This window comes from Lachnotalea sp. AF33-28 (genome assembly GCF_003477885.1).
Classification (GTDB): Bacteria; Bacillota; Clostridia; order Lachnospirales; family Lachnospiraceae; genus AF33-28.
In genome coordinates this window covers 14131-28896 of sequence record NZ_QUEE01000020.1, presented here as the reverse complement: position 1 = coordinate 28896, position 14766 = coordinate 14131, and the positions used below count along the sequence as shown (strand labels likewise).

The 14766-nt window shown below is 47.0% G+C and carries 13 protein-coding genes and 1 pseudogene; 2 read left to right on the top strand and 12 right to left on the bottom strand.

The annotated features are described in order from the left end of the window. Window positions 1–122 precede the first annotated feature (122 nt). Together DWZ56_RS20965 and DWZ56_RS20960 are read right to left on the bottom strand one after the other, a co-directional pair. Window positions 123–1250 (bottom strand): sensor histidine kinase, encoded by a 1128-nt coding sequence (locus DWZ56_RS20965; RefSeq protein ID WP_118558577.1) that lies wholly within the window; start codon window positions 1248–1250, stop codon window positions 123–125. Further along, window positions 1247–1930, bottom strand: coding sequence for a response regulator transcription factor (locus tag DWZ56_RS20960; RefSeq protein WP_118558575.1), 684 nt, complete (start codon window positions 1928–1930; stop codon window positions 1247–1249). The genes DWZ56_RS20965 and DWZ56_RS20960 overlap by 4 nt, the downstream gene beginning before the upstream one ends. Window positions 1931–2082: 152 nt before the next feature. On the opposite strand from DWZ56_RS20960, the gene DWZ56_RS20955 reads away from it, so the two are divergent. Further along, entirely contained in the window at window positions 2083–4029 is a 1947-nt protein-coding gene (locus DWZ56_RS20955; protein ID WP_158584683.1) for an ATP-binding cassette domain-containing protein, read from the top strand. A gap of 1 nt (window position 4030) precedes the next feature. After that, the gene (locus DWZ56_RS20950) at window positions 4031–5824 is read left to right on the top strand and encodes an ABC transporter ATP-binding protein/permease (protein WP_118558571.1); all 1794 of its coding nucleotides are present in this window, start codon (window positions 4031–4033) and stop codon (window positions 5822–5824) included. Between the two features lie 89 nt (window positions 5825–5913). On the opposite strand, the gene DWZ56_RS20945 is transcribed toward DWZ56_RS20950, so the two are convergent. The 10 genes and pseudogenes from DWZ56_RS20945 to DWZ56_RS20895 form a co-directional block, all read right to left on the bottom strand. After that, window positions 5914–7182, bottom strand: coding sequence for a cation:proton antiporter (locus tag DWZ56_RS20945; RefSeq protein WP_330424931.1), 1269 nt, complete (start codon window positions 7180–7182; stop codon window positions 5914–5916). Continuing rightward, window positions 7179–7793, bottom strand: coding sequence for a TetR/AcrR family transcriptional regulator (locus tag DWZ56_RS20940; RefSeq protein ID WP_118558569.1), 615 nt, complete (start codon window positions 7791–7793; stop codon window positions 7179–7181). Before DWZ56_RS20940 ends, DWZ56_RS20945 begins: the two co-directional genes overlap by 4 nt. Before the next feature lie 466 nt (window positions 7794–8259). After that, window positions 8260–8889, bottom strand: a complete 630-nt coding sequence (locus tag DWZ56_RS20935) for an RloB family protein (protein ID WP_118558567.1) — start codon at window positions 8887–8889, stop codon at window positions 8260–8262. After that, entirely contained in the window at window positions 8886–10055 is a 1170-nt protein-coding gene (locus DWZ56_RS20930; RefSeq protein ID WP_118558565.1) for an AAA family ATPase, read from the bottom strand. Before DWZ56_RS20930 ends, DWZ56_RS20935 begins: the two co-directional genes overlap by 4 nt. Window positions 10056–10302: 247 nt before the next feature. Further along, window positions 10303–10473, bottom strand: a complete 171-nt coding sequence (locus DWZ56_RS22810) for a hypothetical protein (protein WP_158584682.1) — start codon at window positions 10471–10473, stop codon at window positions 10303–10305. A 46-nt stretch (window positions 10474–10519) separates the two neighbouring features. Continuing rightward, a pseudogene (locus DWZ56_RS20920) lies at window positions 10520–10936 on the bottom strand (DUF6017 domain-containing protein); the annotation flags it as partial. A 458-nt stretch (window positions 10937–11394) separates the two neighbouring features. Beyond that, window positions 11395–11769 carry a hypothetical protein gene (locus DWZ56_RS20910; RefSeq protein ID WP_330424930.1) on the bottom strand — a complete coding sequence of 125 codons (375 nt, stop codon included), beginning with the start codon at window positions 11767–11769 and terminating at the stop codon, window positions 11395–11397. A gap of 148 nt (window positions 11770–11917) precedes the next feature. After that, window positions 11918–12643, bottom strand: coding sequence for a DUF4405 domain-containing protein (locus tag DWZ56_RS20905; protein WP_118558559.1), 726 nt, complete (start codon window positions 12641–12643; stop codon window positions 11918–11920). A 28-nt stretch (window positions 12644–12671) separates the two neighbouring features. Next, complete coding sequence (locus DWZ56_RS20900) at window positions 12672–13709, bottom strand: aldo/keto reductase (RefSeq protein WP_118558557.1); 1038 nt, start codon at window positions 13707–13709, stop codon at window positions 12672–12674. Window positions 13710–13722: 13 nt separating this feature from the next. After that, window positions 13723–14469, bottom strand: a complete 747-nt coding sequence (locus DWZ56_RS20895; RefSeq protein ID WP_118558556.1) for a carboxymuconolactone decarboxylase family protein — start codon at window positions 14467–14469, stop codon at window positions 13723–13725. Between the last annotated feature and the right edge of the window lie 297 nt (window positions 14470–14766).

The window sequence follows — 14766 nt, the reverse complement described above, 5'->3', positions numbered from 1 at the left end:
AAGAATTGAAAGAGAAATGCGCTCCAGGAAACGCTCCATCATGTAATTCTGTATCAAAATTTTCTCTAAACATGTCGTTGGTCAGGGTGTTGCCGTCAAAATCGGTGACAGTAAATGGATACTTATTTGGTGCTTAATCTGACGGTGAATACACTGCCTCTGTCAATTGCATCTTCCACAGTGATTGTTCCGCCGTGCTTGTCTACAATAGCCTTTACTATGGCAAGTCCCAATCCGGCGCCGCCCATCTGTCGGGAGCGGGACTTGTCTACCCGGTAGAACGGTTCGAAAATGAACCCTTTCTGCTCATTTGGAATGCCAGGGCCGTTGTCCGTGATTCGGATCGTGACGTATTCATTTTCTGTCTCCGCTGCGACAAGAACAACCCCTCCGGGAGTATTATATTTCACTGCATTTTCTATTAAATTAGAAAACGCACGGTGCAACAGCTTCGGATTTCCTATGGTAATACCATTTTGGGTATTCAGGCGTATCGTAATTTTACTCTCATCTGCCAACGGAGTCAGTTCATGGACTACCTCGTCCAGCAGCATTTGGAGATTAACAATCTGATTGCAGGACAGTTCGTCCAAATTGGTCAGCCCCAACAAGTCCTGAACCAAATCTATCATCCGTTCTGTTTGGCGGTTCACCAACTCCACCAGCTTTTCGTATTCTTCCGGTGTGTGGGCAGGACGTTTCTGAAACACATCCACCTTGGCTTTTAGAACAGTCAACGGGGTCCGCAGTTCATGAGCGGCACTTTGGGCAAATCGCTTTTGGGCAGAGAATGACTCATTCAGCTTTCGGTTCATATTATTAAAAGATTGAGTCAAGGATGAAATTTCATCATGACTCTTAGGAACCGGCAGTTCCTTGGACAGATTTTCGGCTGTACGGCTTTCCATCTCCTCACTTAACTTTTCCAGAGGATGCAGTGCTTTTCCAGTCACAAACCAAGTTGCGAAGCCTCCGCCAACCACAATAAGCAGCATATACAGCCAGCTTTGGGACACGAAAAGATTTCTGGCTTTTTGAGAGGTGGCTGAGGATGCAACGGGTATGAGCGGCATGGTTTCGGACGGAACACTGTCCCCTACGGTCATAGCCGGCTCCATGGTGATTGCCTCAATGGTGTCTGCCATGTTCCCAGCTGCTTGATTTAGCACAACGGTCAGGTAAAGACTGCAAGCCAGAAGCAGAGAGACGCTAATCAAGGTGATTCGAAACCGCAAAGAAAGCTTCTTCATACGGAATCCTCCTGCTTTATCAGGTAGTAACCCTCGCCAATCTTCGTCTGGATGATGTCTGTATTCAAAGCATTTCGCAGCTTCTTGCGCAGAGAGGCGATATGGACCCGTACCGCATTACTGAAACTGTCTGCCTCCATATCCCATACATGCTCCATCAGTTCCTCCTGACTGATAACCTTGCCGGGTTGGAGAAAGAAGTATTCCAACACCGCCAGTTCCTTCTTGGTTAAAGACAGCGGTTCATTATTTATAGTAACGGTTCGGGCTGATGTATCTAAAGCGATTGTTCCCCAGATCAGCACAGACTCACGTTGGGTAAAGCTCCGGCGCAAAAGATTTCGAACACGAGCCTCCAGTTCTTCAAAGTCGAACGGTTTTGCCAGATAATCGTTGGCCCCCTCATCCAGCCCAGTTACCTTATCAGATACAGTGCTTCGTGCGGAGAGAATTAGGATCTTGATGTCTTTGTCCTGCTTACGTACCTTTTTTAACACTTCCATCCCGTCCATACCGGGCAGATTCAAATCCAACACAATCAGATCATACGGTTCTACGCAGATCAACTCATAGGCTTCCAATCCATCAAAGCACTTATCTACAGCGTATCCATCCAATTCCAGCCCTTCAGCCAGAGTTTCGCACAGGTCTTGTTCGTCCTCTACAACTAAAATACGCATCCGCTTACCCTCCTTTCAGATTTTCATTATTTTATAGACAGTATAACATGTCCGCATAAAATCTGTGTTAAGAAAAAACACAGAGCTGCTTAACACGGATTTTATCTCCGTTCTGATACAATAGCCCCATCATGAAAAATAGCGGGGTATTTATGATGTTTGAATTACACAATATTACAAAGAAATTTGGAGCGGATTATGCTCTGCGAAATGTCACCTCTGAAATCGGTGAGGGATTAAACTTTTTGGTGGGTTCCTCCGGAAGCGGCAAAACCACTCTGCTGAAGATCATCAGCGGTATGGAACCTGAGTTTGAAGGAGAAGTTTTCTTTCAAGGAAACAGTATGAAAACAATGCCAGACGCAGAAAAGAGCGCATTGTACAACAATGTGTTCGGATTTGTGTGGCAGGATTTTAACCTTCTGGATGACCGGACGGTGCTGGAAAATGTTCTCCTTCCACGATATCTGAAGGATGATTTGGATGAAAAACGGGCAATACGTACCCTGCGGGAGCTGGGAATCGACGCTCTGGCAAATCAGAAGGCAGGCAAACTCTCCGGCGGTCAGAAACAGCGGGTAGCCATCGCCCGGGAACTGATGAAAGACCCCAAGGTCATTCTGGCTGATGAGCCCACCAGCGCATTGGATCAGGGAACGGCCAAAGAGATCATGGCAATCCTGCGTAAGCTTTCTAAAAAATGCACTGTTATCGTGGTCACCCATGACGTTTCTCTCATCGGGAAGGGTGATAAGGTCTATGAGTTGGATAAAGGAGAGCTTATTTCCCAGCCTGAGAAAGTTATCCAGAAAGTAAAGCCGGTTTCTGTCTCCAGCAAATCTCATCTGAATGGCAAAGGAGCATTCAGGCTGGCTTATACTTCCTTCCGTCGTCAGACTGGAAGGACGGTTGCATCGGTTTTGTCTCTCATCGCAGCATCTGTTTTACTGCTGACCTCGGTCAGCGGTGCCATCACAGGCAGCGGTGATTCCGTTTTTGACGAACTGTTTGCATCCTATGGAGAAAGTCTGCTGGACATCAGTCTGTACAGCAGTTTCATGAGCGCAGGTGGTTCCAACGGCGAGGAACTGGATGGTCCCAAAGCGGATGTAAGTCAAAATTTGGACGGTCTCTTCGAACGATACCGGGAGGACGAACGTGTGGAACATGTACTCTTTGCCCAGGCGTTTGGCAATATCCGGATTGGATTGGACGGTCAATCCTACAAAGTGGAAACCACCAATAATGCTCCTGTATTCCGCAAACTTGCAGCCGGTCAGCTGCCCATGGGCGATCGTCTGGAAATTGCTGTGCCGGAGGTGTTCGTAAAGAACATCGGTATGACCAATGAGGAAATTTTGGGCAAAGAAATTGAATTCTCCGGCACTGTATTTAACTGGGAAAGTGGTCAGCCGGTAGAAACACCCTTATCCTGTTCCGTAACTGTGGTAGGCGTGGTGGACAGCACCATGATTACCGAATACGGTGGACAGATCTATGAAACCCCTATAGGAGATTCATTTTTCTTCAGTCCCGCTGCCCTGGCCTCCATGCGTGAGGAGGCTGATATGGAAGCTCAGCCCGGTAACTTCTACATTCGTTGCAAGACACCTGCCGATGTGATCTCTGTGAAGGATGAGCTGAACGCAGAGGGCATTGTTCCTCTTGGCCGTTTTGAGTTGATTGAAGACATGGTGCGGATGAATCAGCAGACCGCCCATCAGTCCGGTACCGCCATGTGGGTCATAGGGTTGCTTGCGCTGGTTGTGGTATTGACTGGGGCAGTTCTCACCGGTGTCTTACGCCGCAGGGAGTTTGCAATCGAAAAAGCCAGTGGTTTTGCATCTGTACATTTGGCAGGAATGGTGGGAGCTGAGAGTCTTCTCCAATCTTCTATGGCGGCGATTCTGTTCCTGACGGCATCTCCATTGCTGAATCTGTGTACCGCTGCTCTTTGGTCTGCGGATATTTTGTCTGCAAAGCTGCTGGGAATTGGTGTACTGCTGTGCTTCCTGCTGGGCCTTATATCCCTTGCCGTCACAGCCGTGATTGCACACACCGTTAAACCACAAAACTGTCTGCGAACGGGGGATCGATAAAATGTTGAGAATTGAGCATGTTACAAAACACTTTGGTGAGACGGTCATACTGGAAGATGCCAGCTACGAGTTTCCCGGCCATGGTCTCGTGTGCCTGCTGGGGCCTTCCGGCAGCGGAAAAAGTACGTTGCTGAATCTGATTGCCGGATTTGACAGTGAATATGAGGGCACCATTCACGCATGTGGAGAAAACCTGTCTCGGATGAATGCCGATGGCCTTTGTGCCTACCGCCGTGATCAGGTTGGATTTGTATTTCAGAATTATCATCTTCTGCCGGGATTTTCTGTGCTTGAAAATGTACTAACACCTGCTGAACTAAACGCCCAGAGTCAGGAGGACAGCGAGCAGACAGCCCGTGAACTTCTGTCTCGCCTTGGAATGGCAGAGAAAGCTGGCCAAAGTGTTGAAACCCTCTCCGGAGGTCAAAAGCAGCGAGTGGCGATTGCCCGAGCTCTGATGGGTGATCCCCAGCTCATTTTAGCGGACGAACCTACCGGAGCGTTGGACAGAACTACCTCTAATGAGATTATGGCATTACTGAAGGAATTGTCGGCAGATCGCTTGGTCATCGTGATTACCCATGACTCAAAGGTCTGCGAATTTGCCGATGAGGTTCTGCATATTCAAGACAAAAAGATCGCAGCAAAACGGACGGCCATAGATCGCTTAGAACATCCCGCTGACGCACCAATCAAGTCTGGAACTGCGGTTCCCAGAAAACGGGCGGGTCAGAATTTCAAAGTGCATCTGAAACGGTATTTGACGGCATCTCTTGCTATCTCTATCGGACTCCTTGCATTTCTGTTCTCTCTCTCATTTGGAAATGTGATGGAGCGTGAGATCAAGAGCTTTCAGGCAAAAAATACTGCTTTCAATAACGGCTACATTAAAGGTGTGGACGATGGAACTGTTTTGGAGTTTTTGCAGAACGATGAAAGGATTGAAGATGCCTATTACCAGTACAAACTAGAAAATCTGATTCTTACCTTTAACGCTCATGCTGAACCGCTGTCTGAAAAACTGCCCATGCCCAAGTCCGGTGAGGCTCTGTCCTACGGCACTATGCCCCGTAAGGGAGAAAATGAGATTGCTATTACTCCCAGCCTTGCCAAGAAATTTACGGCAGACATTCAAAGCCTGTTGGGACAGACTGTAATCCTTTCCGCAAATGATAAAGATTACAGCTTGACAATCAGCGGCATTTATAACGCCGGGTATGATGATTTCTTTGTCAGCTCCGATGTTGAACAGCTGCTTTATCAAGGGTTGCCAAAACAGGACAACTACTCCATCAACTATGATGTGAAATCCTTTGAAGATGTCGTGTCAGTGAGTAATACGCTACAGCTGCGTGGCATTTCTGCCAAAAATGCCGCCGCTGAGGTCTATGCCTTCCAGCAGTCCTTCCGCAGCCTGGAACAGCTTTTTACCATCATCTCGGTTCTGACCCTGTTTCTGGCTCTGTTCCTGTGTGTTGTACTGCTGTTCAAACTGCAAAATACCCGCTATCAGGAGTTGGGACTCCTGTCCGCACTGGGTTTCAAGGCCAGTTATCTAAGTGGCATGATTCGATGGGAAAACTTGTATCTCTCTGCGTTCTCCGCTCTGGTCAGCGGCGTTCTGCTGGCAATTTCCGCTTTTGCCTGCCGTCTGCTGGATTTTCCGCTCGCACTTGGCATAGCACAAGTCCTTCTGTGTATCGGTGGAAGCTTTGCCGTTATTATTGCCATCAGCACGTTGGCAAGCGCAAAGCTGATCCGCACAGAACCGGCAGAAGCGCTGAAGCACGGGTGAATACTGCTGCAACGGAATGACAGCTCTTCTGCCAATTTTTCCCATCATATGTCCTCCGCACCATGCTGACGACTAATCGTGATAGTTGGTTACGAAGCTGCAGACTGTATCTGTACTTCATCTTTGACAGTTTCATCGTCCTTATTAAATTCACCTGCCCACTCAAAGCCTTTTTTAGCCATAACAAACGCAATGATTTCATTAATAACAGCAGCCGCAGCAATTGTTCCCTGAATAATTTGGGCACATTCCGGAGCAGGAGTACTTAAAACACCTACTGCAATGCCAGTAAAGACCAAGGATACGCCGGAATGAGGTAACAAAGTGAATCCAAGAAAATTACGAACGGTTTTCGGGGATTTGGTAACTGCCGCACCGAAAAAAGCGCCAAAATATTTACCACATGCACGGGAGAGAATATATACCGCTGTATACAATCCAGCTCCGAGAATCAAATGATAATCCAACGGTGCGCCCAAATTCAAGATGACAATTATCATCGCCACACCAAGAATTGGGTTGAAACCTTTCATGATCTGTTCCAGACGTTTTTCTGAGATCATATTCGAGAAAGTGGCGGAAAAAGCCATACCAATCAGCATGAAGTTTAGCACCGGTCGAGGCAGCAAACTATTGCACAGGAACCCAACGCCCGAAGCTATCAGAATTGTGATACCAAGCAGTGCTAATGTAGCCGGTGTGTTTCTCTCCTTTTTCAGAACAACGCCCGCCAGCAAACCGGTAACTACGCCAATGATCAAAGGCAAAAGCACCACCAGTGCAATCATATATGCCGGCAGATCTCCAGCAGATAAATTGCCTGCCACAATAGCAATTGTACTGAAGAACACAATACAGCCAACGATGTCATCCAGTGCTGCCATGGGGATCAAAGTCGAGGTAACCGGCCCCTTTGTTTTAAATTCCCTTACAATGGACAGGGCCGGAGCCGGAGCTGTTGCCAAAGCAATGCCGCCAAACAGGAACGCCAAATACAGAGGGATATCGGAAAGCCAGAACACGATGCCGAATACCAGTGACACAATTAAGAAAGTACCCAAAGACTGGGTTAATGTTGTGATAACTATCGCTCGTCCAGACTTTTTAATTTTATTCCAAACGAGCTCGGTACCAATCATTAAACCAACACCACATTCCAGAATATGCATGATACTCTGATACCACACGGTGTCCAAAAGTTCCTGATTAACCAGGGAAACCGCATGCGGACCTAAAATCATACCGGCAATCAACCATCCAAGAATGGAAGGTAACTTCAATTTAGAAACCAGTTTACCAGCAATAAAAGCCAAAACGATTGCAGCTAAAAGCCGCAAAATTAATACTGCCACTGTCATTTATCTATTCTCCCCTCTACTAAACCATATAACATAAAATTCAGCATTTTGGACAGCCATTTTTCATGGTCAGTCACTAAATTCTCAAAATCTTTACCTGCATACGCTGGACTGCCGAAATACCCATTGAACATCTCATGCAGGATTTCAAAATAATCAACTGCATCTTTTTCTGTTACACCTTCACGCATTTTCATTTTTGATAATGCCACTTGATAGATTCCACGATTGAACGAATCAAAATTTTTCCTCAGCTCTCGAATCTTTTCTCTTAGTGCCTGGGGAGGCTGCAACATGGCCTCAAAGAAGATTCTGGAATGATGAGGATGCTCCGAAAAATATTGAAACCTCATAGTCATATATTTTTCCAAATCATCTTGAACATCCTGTGCTTCCAAAAATTCAGTTACTTTGGAAAAACATCGAGAAACACATGCCAAATAAAGGTCATCTTTATCGACAAAATTATAATAAATTAAGCCTTTGGAAATTCCATTTTTGCTGCATATTGTGTTCAACGCTGAAGCGTCATACCCATTCGTTCCAAATTCTTCTATAGCTGCCTGAAGAATTCGTTCCCTTGTAAGCTCTGATTTTTCTTCTCGTTTCATTGAATCTCCCTTCATGTCATTAATCAGACCGATCAGTCTTAATTAGGATAGCATTTTCAGACCGGTTTGTCAATTTTTAAATTGTGGGTATTGCAGAATCAATCTGCATCAATCTACGGACGCAGAAAAACGGCGTGACCTTTCGGTCACGCCGTTTTTCTGTCCCTGTTCGTAGCCAAATAGTTACTTGTCACTATTAAGCCTTGATTTTCCGGGGTTTTTGAACCATCTTGATACGGTTTCGCACTAATATCATAATCCATATTAGTTCAAAAGTAAATTCCGAAAAAATCAGGTTTTCTTTCCTCAATTTAACAGACAGCGTCTGCTAAATTAAAATGCCAGTCACTGTCTGGCATTTTCGCAGCCTTATGAAAGACCTTATACTGTAATAAGAAAGCTGCCACTCAACGAATTTCAATCGCTGAAGGGACAGCTTCCTTCCATAATATACTATTAAAGTAATTTATGTTCTCTGACTATTCAAGAACTCAACCAGTTCATAGACCGTTGTTACCGGATTGCTGTCGCGGCAAATCACAGCAACTTGATCCCTGCTTAATCGCTCCACCCGTTCTTTTGCGTATTGAATGGCCTTGGCCTGATGTCCCTGCAATTCTTCAAAAACATCCACACTTTTTCCGTAATTCTCCAGATACCCTTTGCTCTTTAAGATGTCGATTACCGCAGCAGAATCCTTCAAATATCCATTCCGTTTCTCAAAATGGAGCAAATACCAATATTCAAAGGCCGGATTGGAATATGCGATTTTATACCCGTGCTTCTCTGCATACAAAACTGCCGCCTGAAGCTCCGAATCTCTATTATCATCGCAGTCAAATACACACCAAAGCTGATCTCCGTCTTTGGGATAATAGTCCGCTTGAGAAATCAAAGATTTTGCGTGTTTCACCAAATGCTCAGCTGCTTTGTGCTTTGATGAGATCGGTATAATATCCACCAGACAATTCCGTGAACGAAAATGTTTGAAATAAAGCGTTTCTGTTTCCTTTCCTTCACAGATGATATAGATGATCGGTTTACGCTTACGCCGTGCGACTTTATTTGGATTATACTCTTTTCTCATCTTACTCATCCGGCGTCACCTCCAATAAAAGGAATCGCACCAAAGCGCCCCTGGAGATACCCCTTACGCACATTTTCTCCTTTTCTTGGTGAGAAAGAAGCCAATGAGTAAAGCTCTGTTGCACAAGTCTTATCATTCTTTTCTGCAAACCAAATCTGATCCCTGCGGAAAAAGTTCAGGTCGAGCAGCATTGCATCATGTGTTGTAAAGATTAACTGCGCTCCCTTTGTATTGACGGTCTTATCCTGCACCATTTCAATCAACCGCCTGGTCAGGAGGGGATGAAGGCTATCTTCAATTTCATCAACGACCAAAAGTGCGCCATTTTCAAGTGCCTGCAACCATCCCCCAATTCGGGTGAAAAAGTGTTGTGTACCGGCAGACTCCTGCTCCATTAAAAGCTGGAAATATTCTGTTGTCCCATCCTCGTTAATGATCCGATGTGTCGTTGTAATAACCGGTGCTTTACCTGAACTATTCTTGATTGCAACATCGGTGATTCCAAGATCAGCAAGAAGCAGCTCCTTTAAGATACGTGCCTTTTTATCATCGCCACTGGCAATCTGAGCAACGGTTTCTGAGGTGGCCGGTTCTTCTTCCATCAACAAAGTCAACTTTTCAAGAAACCACTGATAAGCATTTTCCGTCTGAGGCAGATTCCAGTCATTGGAGGATACCAGATAAAGCTTATTGTCCGGTGTCCGGTTGCTTAGCGTCATTTGCTCATTGACATTTTCACGGAACTCAAATACGCCATCTTCTCTGGAAAAAATCAGAGCCTCCCGGCCATTGGGCCAATGAAAAAGATACTCTTTATAAATCTTTTTTGCATCAAAAGAGAAACCGTAAGTGTAACGAATCCCTTGATAAATAAACACGATCTCAAAGGTAGTCGGTTGCTTCATGCCACCAAATGGCTCCCACGGCAGCTTTTGTCCCTTAGATGCCTTCGCTGCATTGCCTACCACCATTTCTTTCATTGTCATCATCGCGTGCAGCACATTACTCTTTCCGGCAGCATTGGCACCGTAAATCGCAAGCGCAGGCAGCAAGGTCTTTTTTGCGTCAGGATGAAGCAGATATTCTTCAAATGACTTATCCTTGGAGGCCGCAAAACTGATTACGGCACTATTCTTTATCGACCTGTGATTTTCAACTGTAAACTGAATCAACATAAATGAATACCTCCTATGTTCAGTATTCGCCTTTTCAGCAACCATTATAACAGCTAAAAATGCTCAAGTCAATATTTACTGCTTTATTTTGCATTTTTTATGCAAAAAGCTCGAATAAATTTCTTTTCATCTCATTTTCTAATAAAATTCCTATCACCCACCAAGATAACACCACGCCGAATGTTTGTCTACAAATATATTTCATCTTCCTATTCCTTTTGTACTACCGTGATGTGCGAATGTAGCCCTAAAGGAAACAGTAAAAAATCTTTACCTTGTTGCACTCCTTAACCAGCACCGGGCAGACCGGTGAATATCCGGCGTCATACACCTGGCGGCAGTAGCTGACGGCATTCTCTGCATTCTCATACTGTCTGCTACTCCAAGGAGCTGTGATGTAAGCAAGAGGTCGTTTCATGGCAAAATCCTTTCTCCCGGCCTTTCCGGGCAGCAAAAACGGCTGTTTACCAGCCGCCTGCATACATATCGTGATTGACCTGTGAGGTGTAGTGGTTGTTGATCGTGGTGGGTGCATTGAACAGCACCGTCAGCAGATATTGCTTCATATTACGGATTTCCGTGGTGTTTTTCTTCAAGCTGTCCATGACAAACTCAATATGTGAGCTGTCCAGTTTTAAAAAGCGGGAACGGACCACCTCATGGGGAAAGTCGCTGCCAGCGATCCGGGTGATCTTGCGCTTGGCACAGACAGTCTCCACAATCAGCTCCACGATCTCCTCCAAATCCTCACAGTAGGTTCCAAACCGCTGTTTAAGAAAATCATATTCGATGTTTTCCAGAATCAAATCCTGGGGCTGTTCATAGATCACATACTCCATGTCACTGATACGTCCATAACGGTCGCGTAGCTGGTGACGCACTTACCCAGAACACGATAAGCGGCAGCAAGCTCCTCTGCAGGAGGAGGCCGGGAAGCCCTGTTACGACACTGTTCCAGATGGAGGCGATACGAATCGACTCATTCCCAAAGGCATACACAGCCAGCTCGATCATCATGAACGGCAGCATGACAAGGCCCGGCATATCGGAGAGAGCAAAGCTGCACAGAGGTCCGAGAGCACCAGAGACCAGTCCGGCATACGGACCCGCTAAAAGGCCTACCAAAATAATCGGCAGGTGCATGGGCAGGAAGGTCTCACCAAGAGCCGTCCCCAGACCGGATACCGCCCCATGGCGTGGAAAAGCTGGGGAACCGCGACTGCGCCGACGATTGCGACGATGGTTGCCAGCGTTTGTGTTTTGAGTGATAAACGGGATCTTTCCATTGTTTGAACCATTGTGTTACTCATTTCAATTTCCCCTTTATTTTCATTTTTGTTTACACAAGCAAATTCGTGATCCACCCGGTGAACAGGGCAAACACCATGACATAAGCCAGATATAAAAGAAACCGTTTCAATCCGAGCACGATTTTAACAGCGCCGAGGTTGGTGATTTTGGTAGCCGGACCTGTGATCATAAAGGCCGCCAGCCAGTCATCCTTGATACCGCTTTTGGAAAAAGAAGCGGCTATGCCCAAAACGCCCAACTTTCTGTCCCCAAGAGAACGAAACACAGTATGTATCCGGTCCTTGAGAAACACCGATGCCGCTGACCCCAGAAGCATACCGAGAATCCAGTATGGGAAGATCTGTTCCAGCTGAACGCTGAAATAATACCAGAGATACACCAGTTCACGCTGCAGTATTTCCATTATCCTGACCGCCTTTCCTCACATATTTTATAGAATCTTATAGGAGCCATCTTCTTTTTTCGGTAAGTAATAGAACTCGCTTTTGGCGTCATCATCGAAGATAGGCAGCATTTCACGCATATCGTGAGCGAGGGGATATTGCTCCATTTCACTCCGTTTTATCCAGAATACATTGCCTTCCGGTGAAGGGCATCTCCTTTTTGTGCTTAGCTCCGAACTTTCTCAAAATTTTCGAGCAAGAGTGGGCTAAAAAGATAAAGAGGCCCATCATAGCAAGATAGTCAAGATAGAACAACAGCTTGGATTCGCTGAAATCCATAAATACAAACTCTGTTTGCAGAAGCAGATAAGTAAGGAGATCACGCCTCACAAACACAAATATGCCATAGGCTGCAATCAGCACGCCTGCGAGGGCGGTGGAAACAGAGATAACTCTGGAGGGGTTCTTGAGATGCTTTTTTGCAAGTCCGATAAACATACTCCAGTGCATTCCCAGATGCAGGCTCATCAGCACAAAGCCCCAATAAGCGCCCAGGATGTGAAGCCGCCTTGCCGGGGCCATACCGCCATCGAAAGGGAGAAAGGCGAATACATGCCGCGACATCGTGATTCCGCTGTACATCTGCGCAAGCATGGCGATAAGCACCAGAGTATCCACGCAAAACTGGAAAACGCGCATGGGCGTGTACTTTCCTTTAAATAAAGTTTTATACCAGCCGGCATTCAGAATGTGATGTGCGATAAACAGCACCAGCATCCCACCGCCGATCCACTCGTGCGCTGCGTCTCCCCAAAATTGATAACCCATCAGGAGGAGCAATGCCAGAGTCATGAAGACATCTACTACAATTTTGATTGCAGCTTTTGGTTTCATTTTTTACCTCCTCAATTACCCTGAGTGCTTATATTTCCTGAGTGCCGGTAGACCAGACATGTTTTTCTCCTGCGGTGGCCGCAGTATTTTGTGCCATCACGCCTACCAACTTGTGGGGAATATAGGGCTCCTCGAGATAGGCTGTTTCTTCTTCCGTCAGCCTCAAATCCACTGCTTTGGCAGCCCCATCCATATGGTGCGGCTTCGTTGCTCCGACCACCGGGGCGGTGACCTTTTGCAGTAACCACGCCAGAGAAATCTCCGTCATGGAAACACCGCGCTTCTCTGCCAGCTCGGCCACCCGGGCGATAATCACGCCGTCCTGCTGGGCGGTGGCGTCGTATTTGAACCGGGCGTAGCTGTCCTCTTGCAGACGCTTTGAGGTTTCGCCTGGGTGCTTTGCGAGTCGTCCGCCCGCCAGGGCACTATAGGGAGTCATGGCGATATTGTCCGCCTGGCAGAGCGGCGCCATCTCTCTTTCTTCTTCGCGGAAGATCAGGTTGTAGTGGCCCTGTATGGAAACAAACTCCGCAAAGCAGTTTGCCTTGGCCAGTGCGTTTGCTTTGGCAAGCTGCCACGCAAAGCAGTTGGAGATGCCAATATACCGTACCTTTCCGGCTTTCACCATATTGTTGAGCCCTTCGAGGATCTCATAAATAGGCGTTTGATAGTCCCACATGTGGTAGATATACAAATCCACATAATCCATTCCCAAGTTTTGAAGGCTTTTATCGAGCAACCGTTCAATATGCTGCTGCCCGGTGATGCCCTTCTCAATTTCCTCCGCTGTACGAGGAATAAACTTGGTGGCGACAATTACCTCGTCCCGCTTCGCAAAGTCTTTGAGGGCTCGGCCAAGATACTGCTCACTGGTGCCGCTCTGGTAGCCGATGGCCGTATCAAAAAAGTTGACGCCCAGCGCCAAACCTTGCTGAATGATCTCGCGGGAGTGCTCTTCGTCGATGGTCCAGCTGTGCTGCCCATTGTTCGGATTGCCAAACCCCATGCAGCCCATGCATATGCGGGATACTTCTAAATCTGAATTTCCAAGCTTTGTGTACTGCATTTTGCACCCTCTTTCATTCTGTCCTTTCAGTATAAAGTTCATGATTCTCAACCGGCTCCAGCCACTCGTTGCTGGTGTTTTCTCCGGGGCATTCCACCGCGAGATGGGTAAACCAGCTGTCCGCCGCCGCGCCGTGCCAGTGCTTCACCCCTGCGGGGATCTCGACAACATCGCCCTGGGTAAGCGCCTGCGGCTCTTTGCCCCACTCCTGGTACCAGCCGCGGCCCTCGGTGCATAGCAGCAGCTGCCCGCCGCCCTTTTCGGCATGATGGACGTGCCAGTTGTTGCGGCAGCCTGGTTCAAAGGTGACATTGGCAATGGAAACGCCGGTTGTCGTCAGCATCTTCAGATAGCTCTTTCCGATGAAATATTGGGCGTAGGCGTCGTTAGGCTCTCCCAGCCCAAACAATCCGCCGCTGGCCGCATCGGCTGCGGTTTCTTCACCCCAGATTTTCTTTGCCATGCGGAAGGCAGCCCAGGCTTTGGGCCAACCCGCGTAAAACGCCGCTTGTGTCAGGATTTCCGCGATCTCTTCTTTCGTGATACCATTCTTTTTGGCTGTCATCAGATGGTACTGAAAAGACGAATCGGTAAGCCCCTGCGCCATCAGCGACACCACCGTGACGAGGGAGCGGTCCCGCAGCAAGAGTTTTTCTTCCCGGCTCCACACCTCACCAAAAAGGACATCATCGTTGAGCTGCGCAAATTTGGGGGCAAAATCGCCCAGGTCTCTTCGACCCGCCGTTTGTTTTACTGCCATTTGTGTTTCCTCCATTTCTTTATTCGTAAGGGATTTCTATTTTTCTGCGGGTTTCATACAACTCCCAGAATGTTTCCGCGATCTTTTCAGACGCAAAATGTGTTTCAGGGGAAATGCCGCCTTTAAGCTGCCCTGATCCGATGCGTCAGCCGGGGATACAAATGTTTCGATTCCTTTTTCTATGAAAGCCTTTTTATATCCATCTCCGTGAAGCCTTTCACCAGTGCTTGCTTTTGTTCTTTTGTCAGCTTTGCAGCTTCAAATGTAATAACCGGCATTGTTGTATCCTCCAATTCT

Coding starts and splice junctions, on each gene's coding strand:
- DWZ56_RS20965 (WP_118558577.1), bottom strand. CDS start 1,250: ATGAAGAAGCTTTCTTTGCGGTTTCGAATCACCTTGATTAGCGTCTCT.
- DWZ56_RS20960 (WP_118558575.1), bottom strand. CDS start 1,930: ATGCGTATTTTAGTTGTAGAGGACGAACAAGACCTGTGCGAAACTCTG.
- DWZ56_RS20955 (WP_158584683.1), top strand. CDS start 2,083: ATGATGTTTGAATTACACAATATTACAAAGAAATTTGGAGCGGATTAT.
- DWZ56_RS20950 (WP_118558571.1), top strand. CDS start 4,031: ATGTTGAGAATTGAGCATGTTACAAAACACTTTGGTGAGACGGTCATA.
- DWZ56_RS20945 (WP_330424931.1), bottom strand. CDS start 7,182: ATGACAGTGGCAGTATTAATTTTGCGGCTTTTAGCTGCAATCGTTTTG.
- DWZ56_RS20940 (WP_118558569.1), bottom strand. CDS start 7,793: ATGAAACGAGAAGAAAAATCAGAGCTTACAAGGGAACGAATTCTTCAG.
- DWZ56_RS20935 (WP_118558567.1), bottom strand. CDS start 8,889: ATGAGTAAGATGAGAAAAGAGTATAATCCAAATAAAGTCGCACGGCGT.
- DWZ56_RS20930 (WP_118558565.1), bottom strand. CDS start 10,055: ATGTTGATTCAGTTTACAGTTGAAAATCACAGGTCGATAAAGAATAGT.
- DWZ56_RS22810 (WP_158584682.1), bottom strand. CDS start 10,473: ATGAAACGACCTCTTGCTTACATCACAGCTCCTTGGAGTAGCAGACAG.
- DWZ56_RS20910 (WP_330424930.1), bottom strand. CDS start 11,769: ATGGAAATACTGCAGCGTGAACTGGTGTATCTCTGGTATTATTTCAGC.
- DWZ56_RS20905 (WP_118558559.1), bottom strand. CDS start 12,643: ATGAAACCAAAAGCTGCAATCAAAATTGTAGTAGATGTCTTCATGACT.
- DWZ56_RS20900 (WP_118558557.1), bottom strand. CDS start 13,709: ATGCAGTACACAAAGCTTGGAAATTCAGATTTAGAAGTATCCCGCATA.
- DWZ56_RS20895 (WP_118558556.1), bottom strand. CDS start 14,469: ATGGCAGTAAAACAAACGGCGGGTCGAAGAGACCTGGGCGATTTTGCC.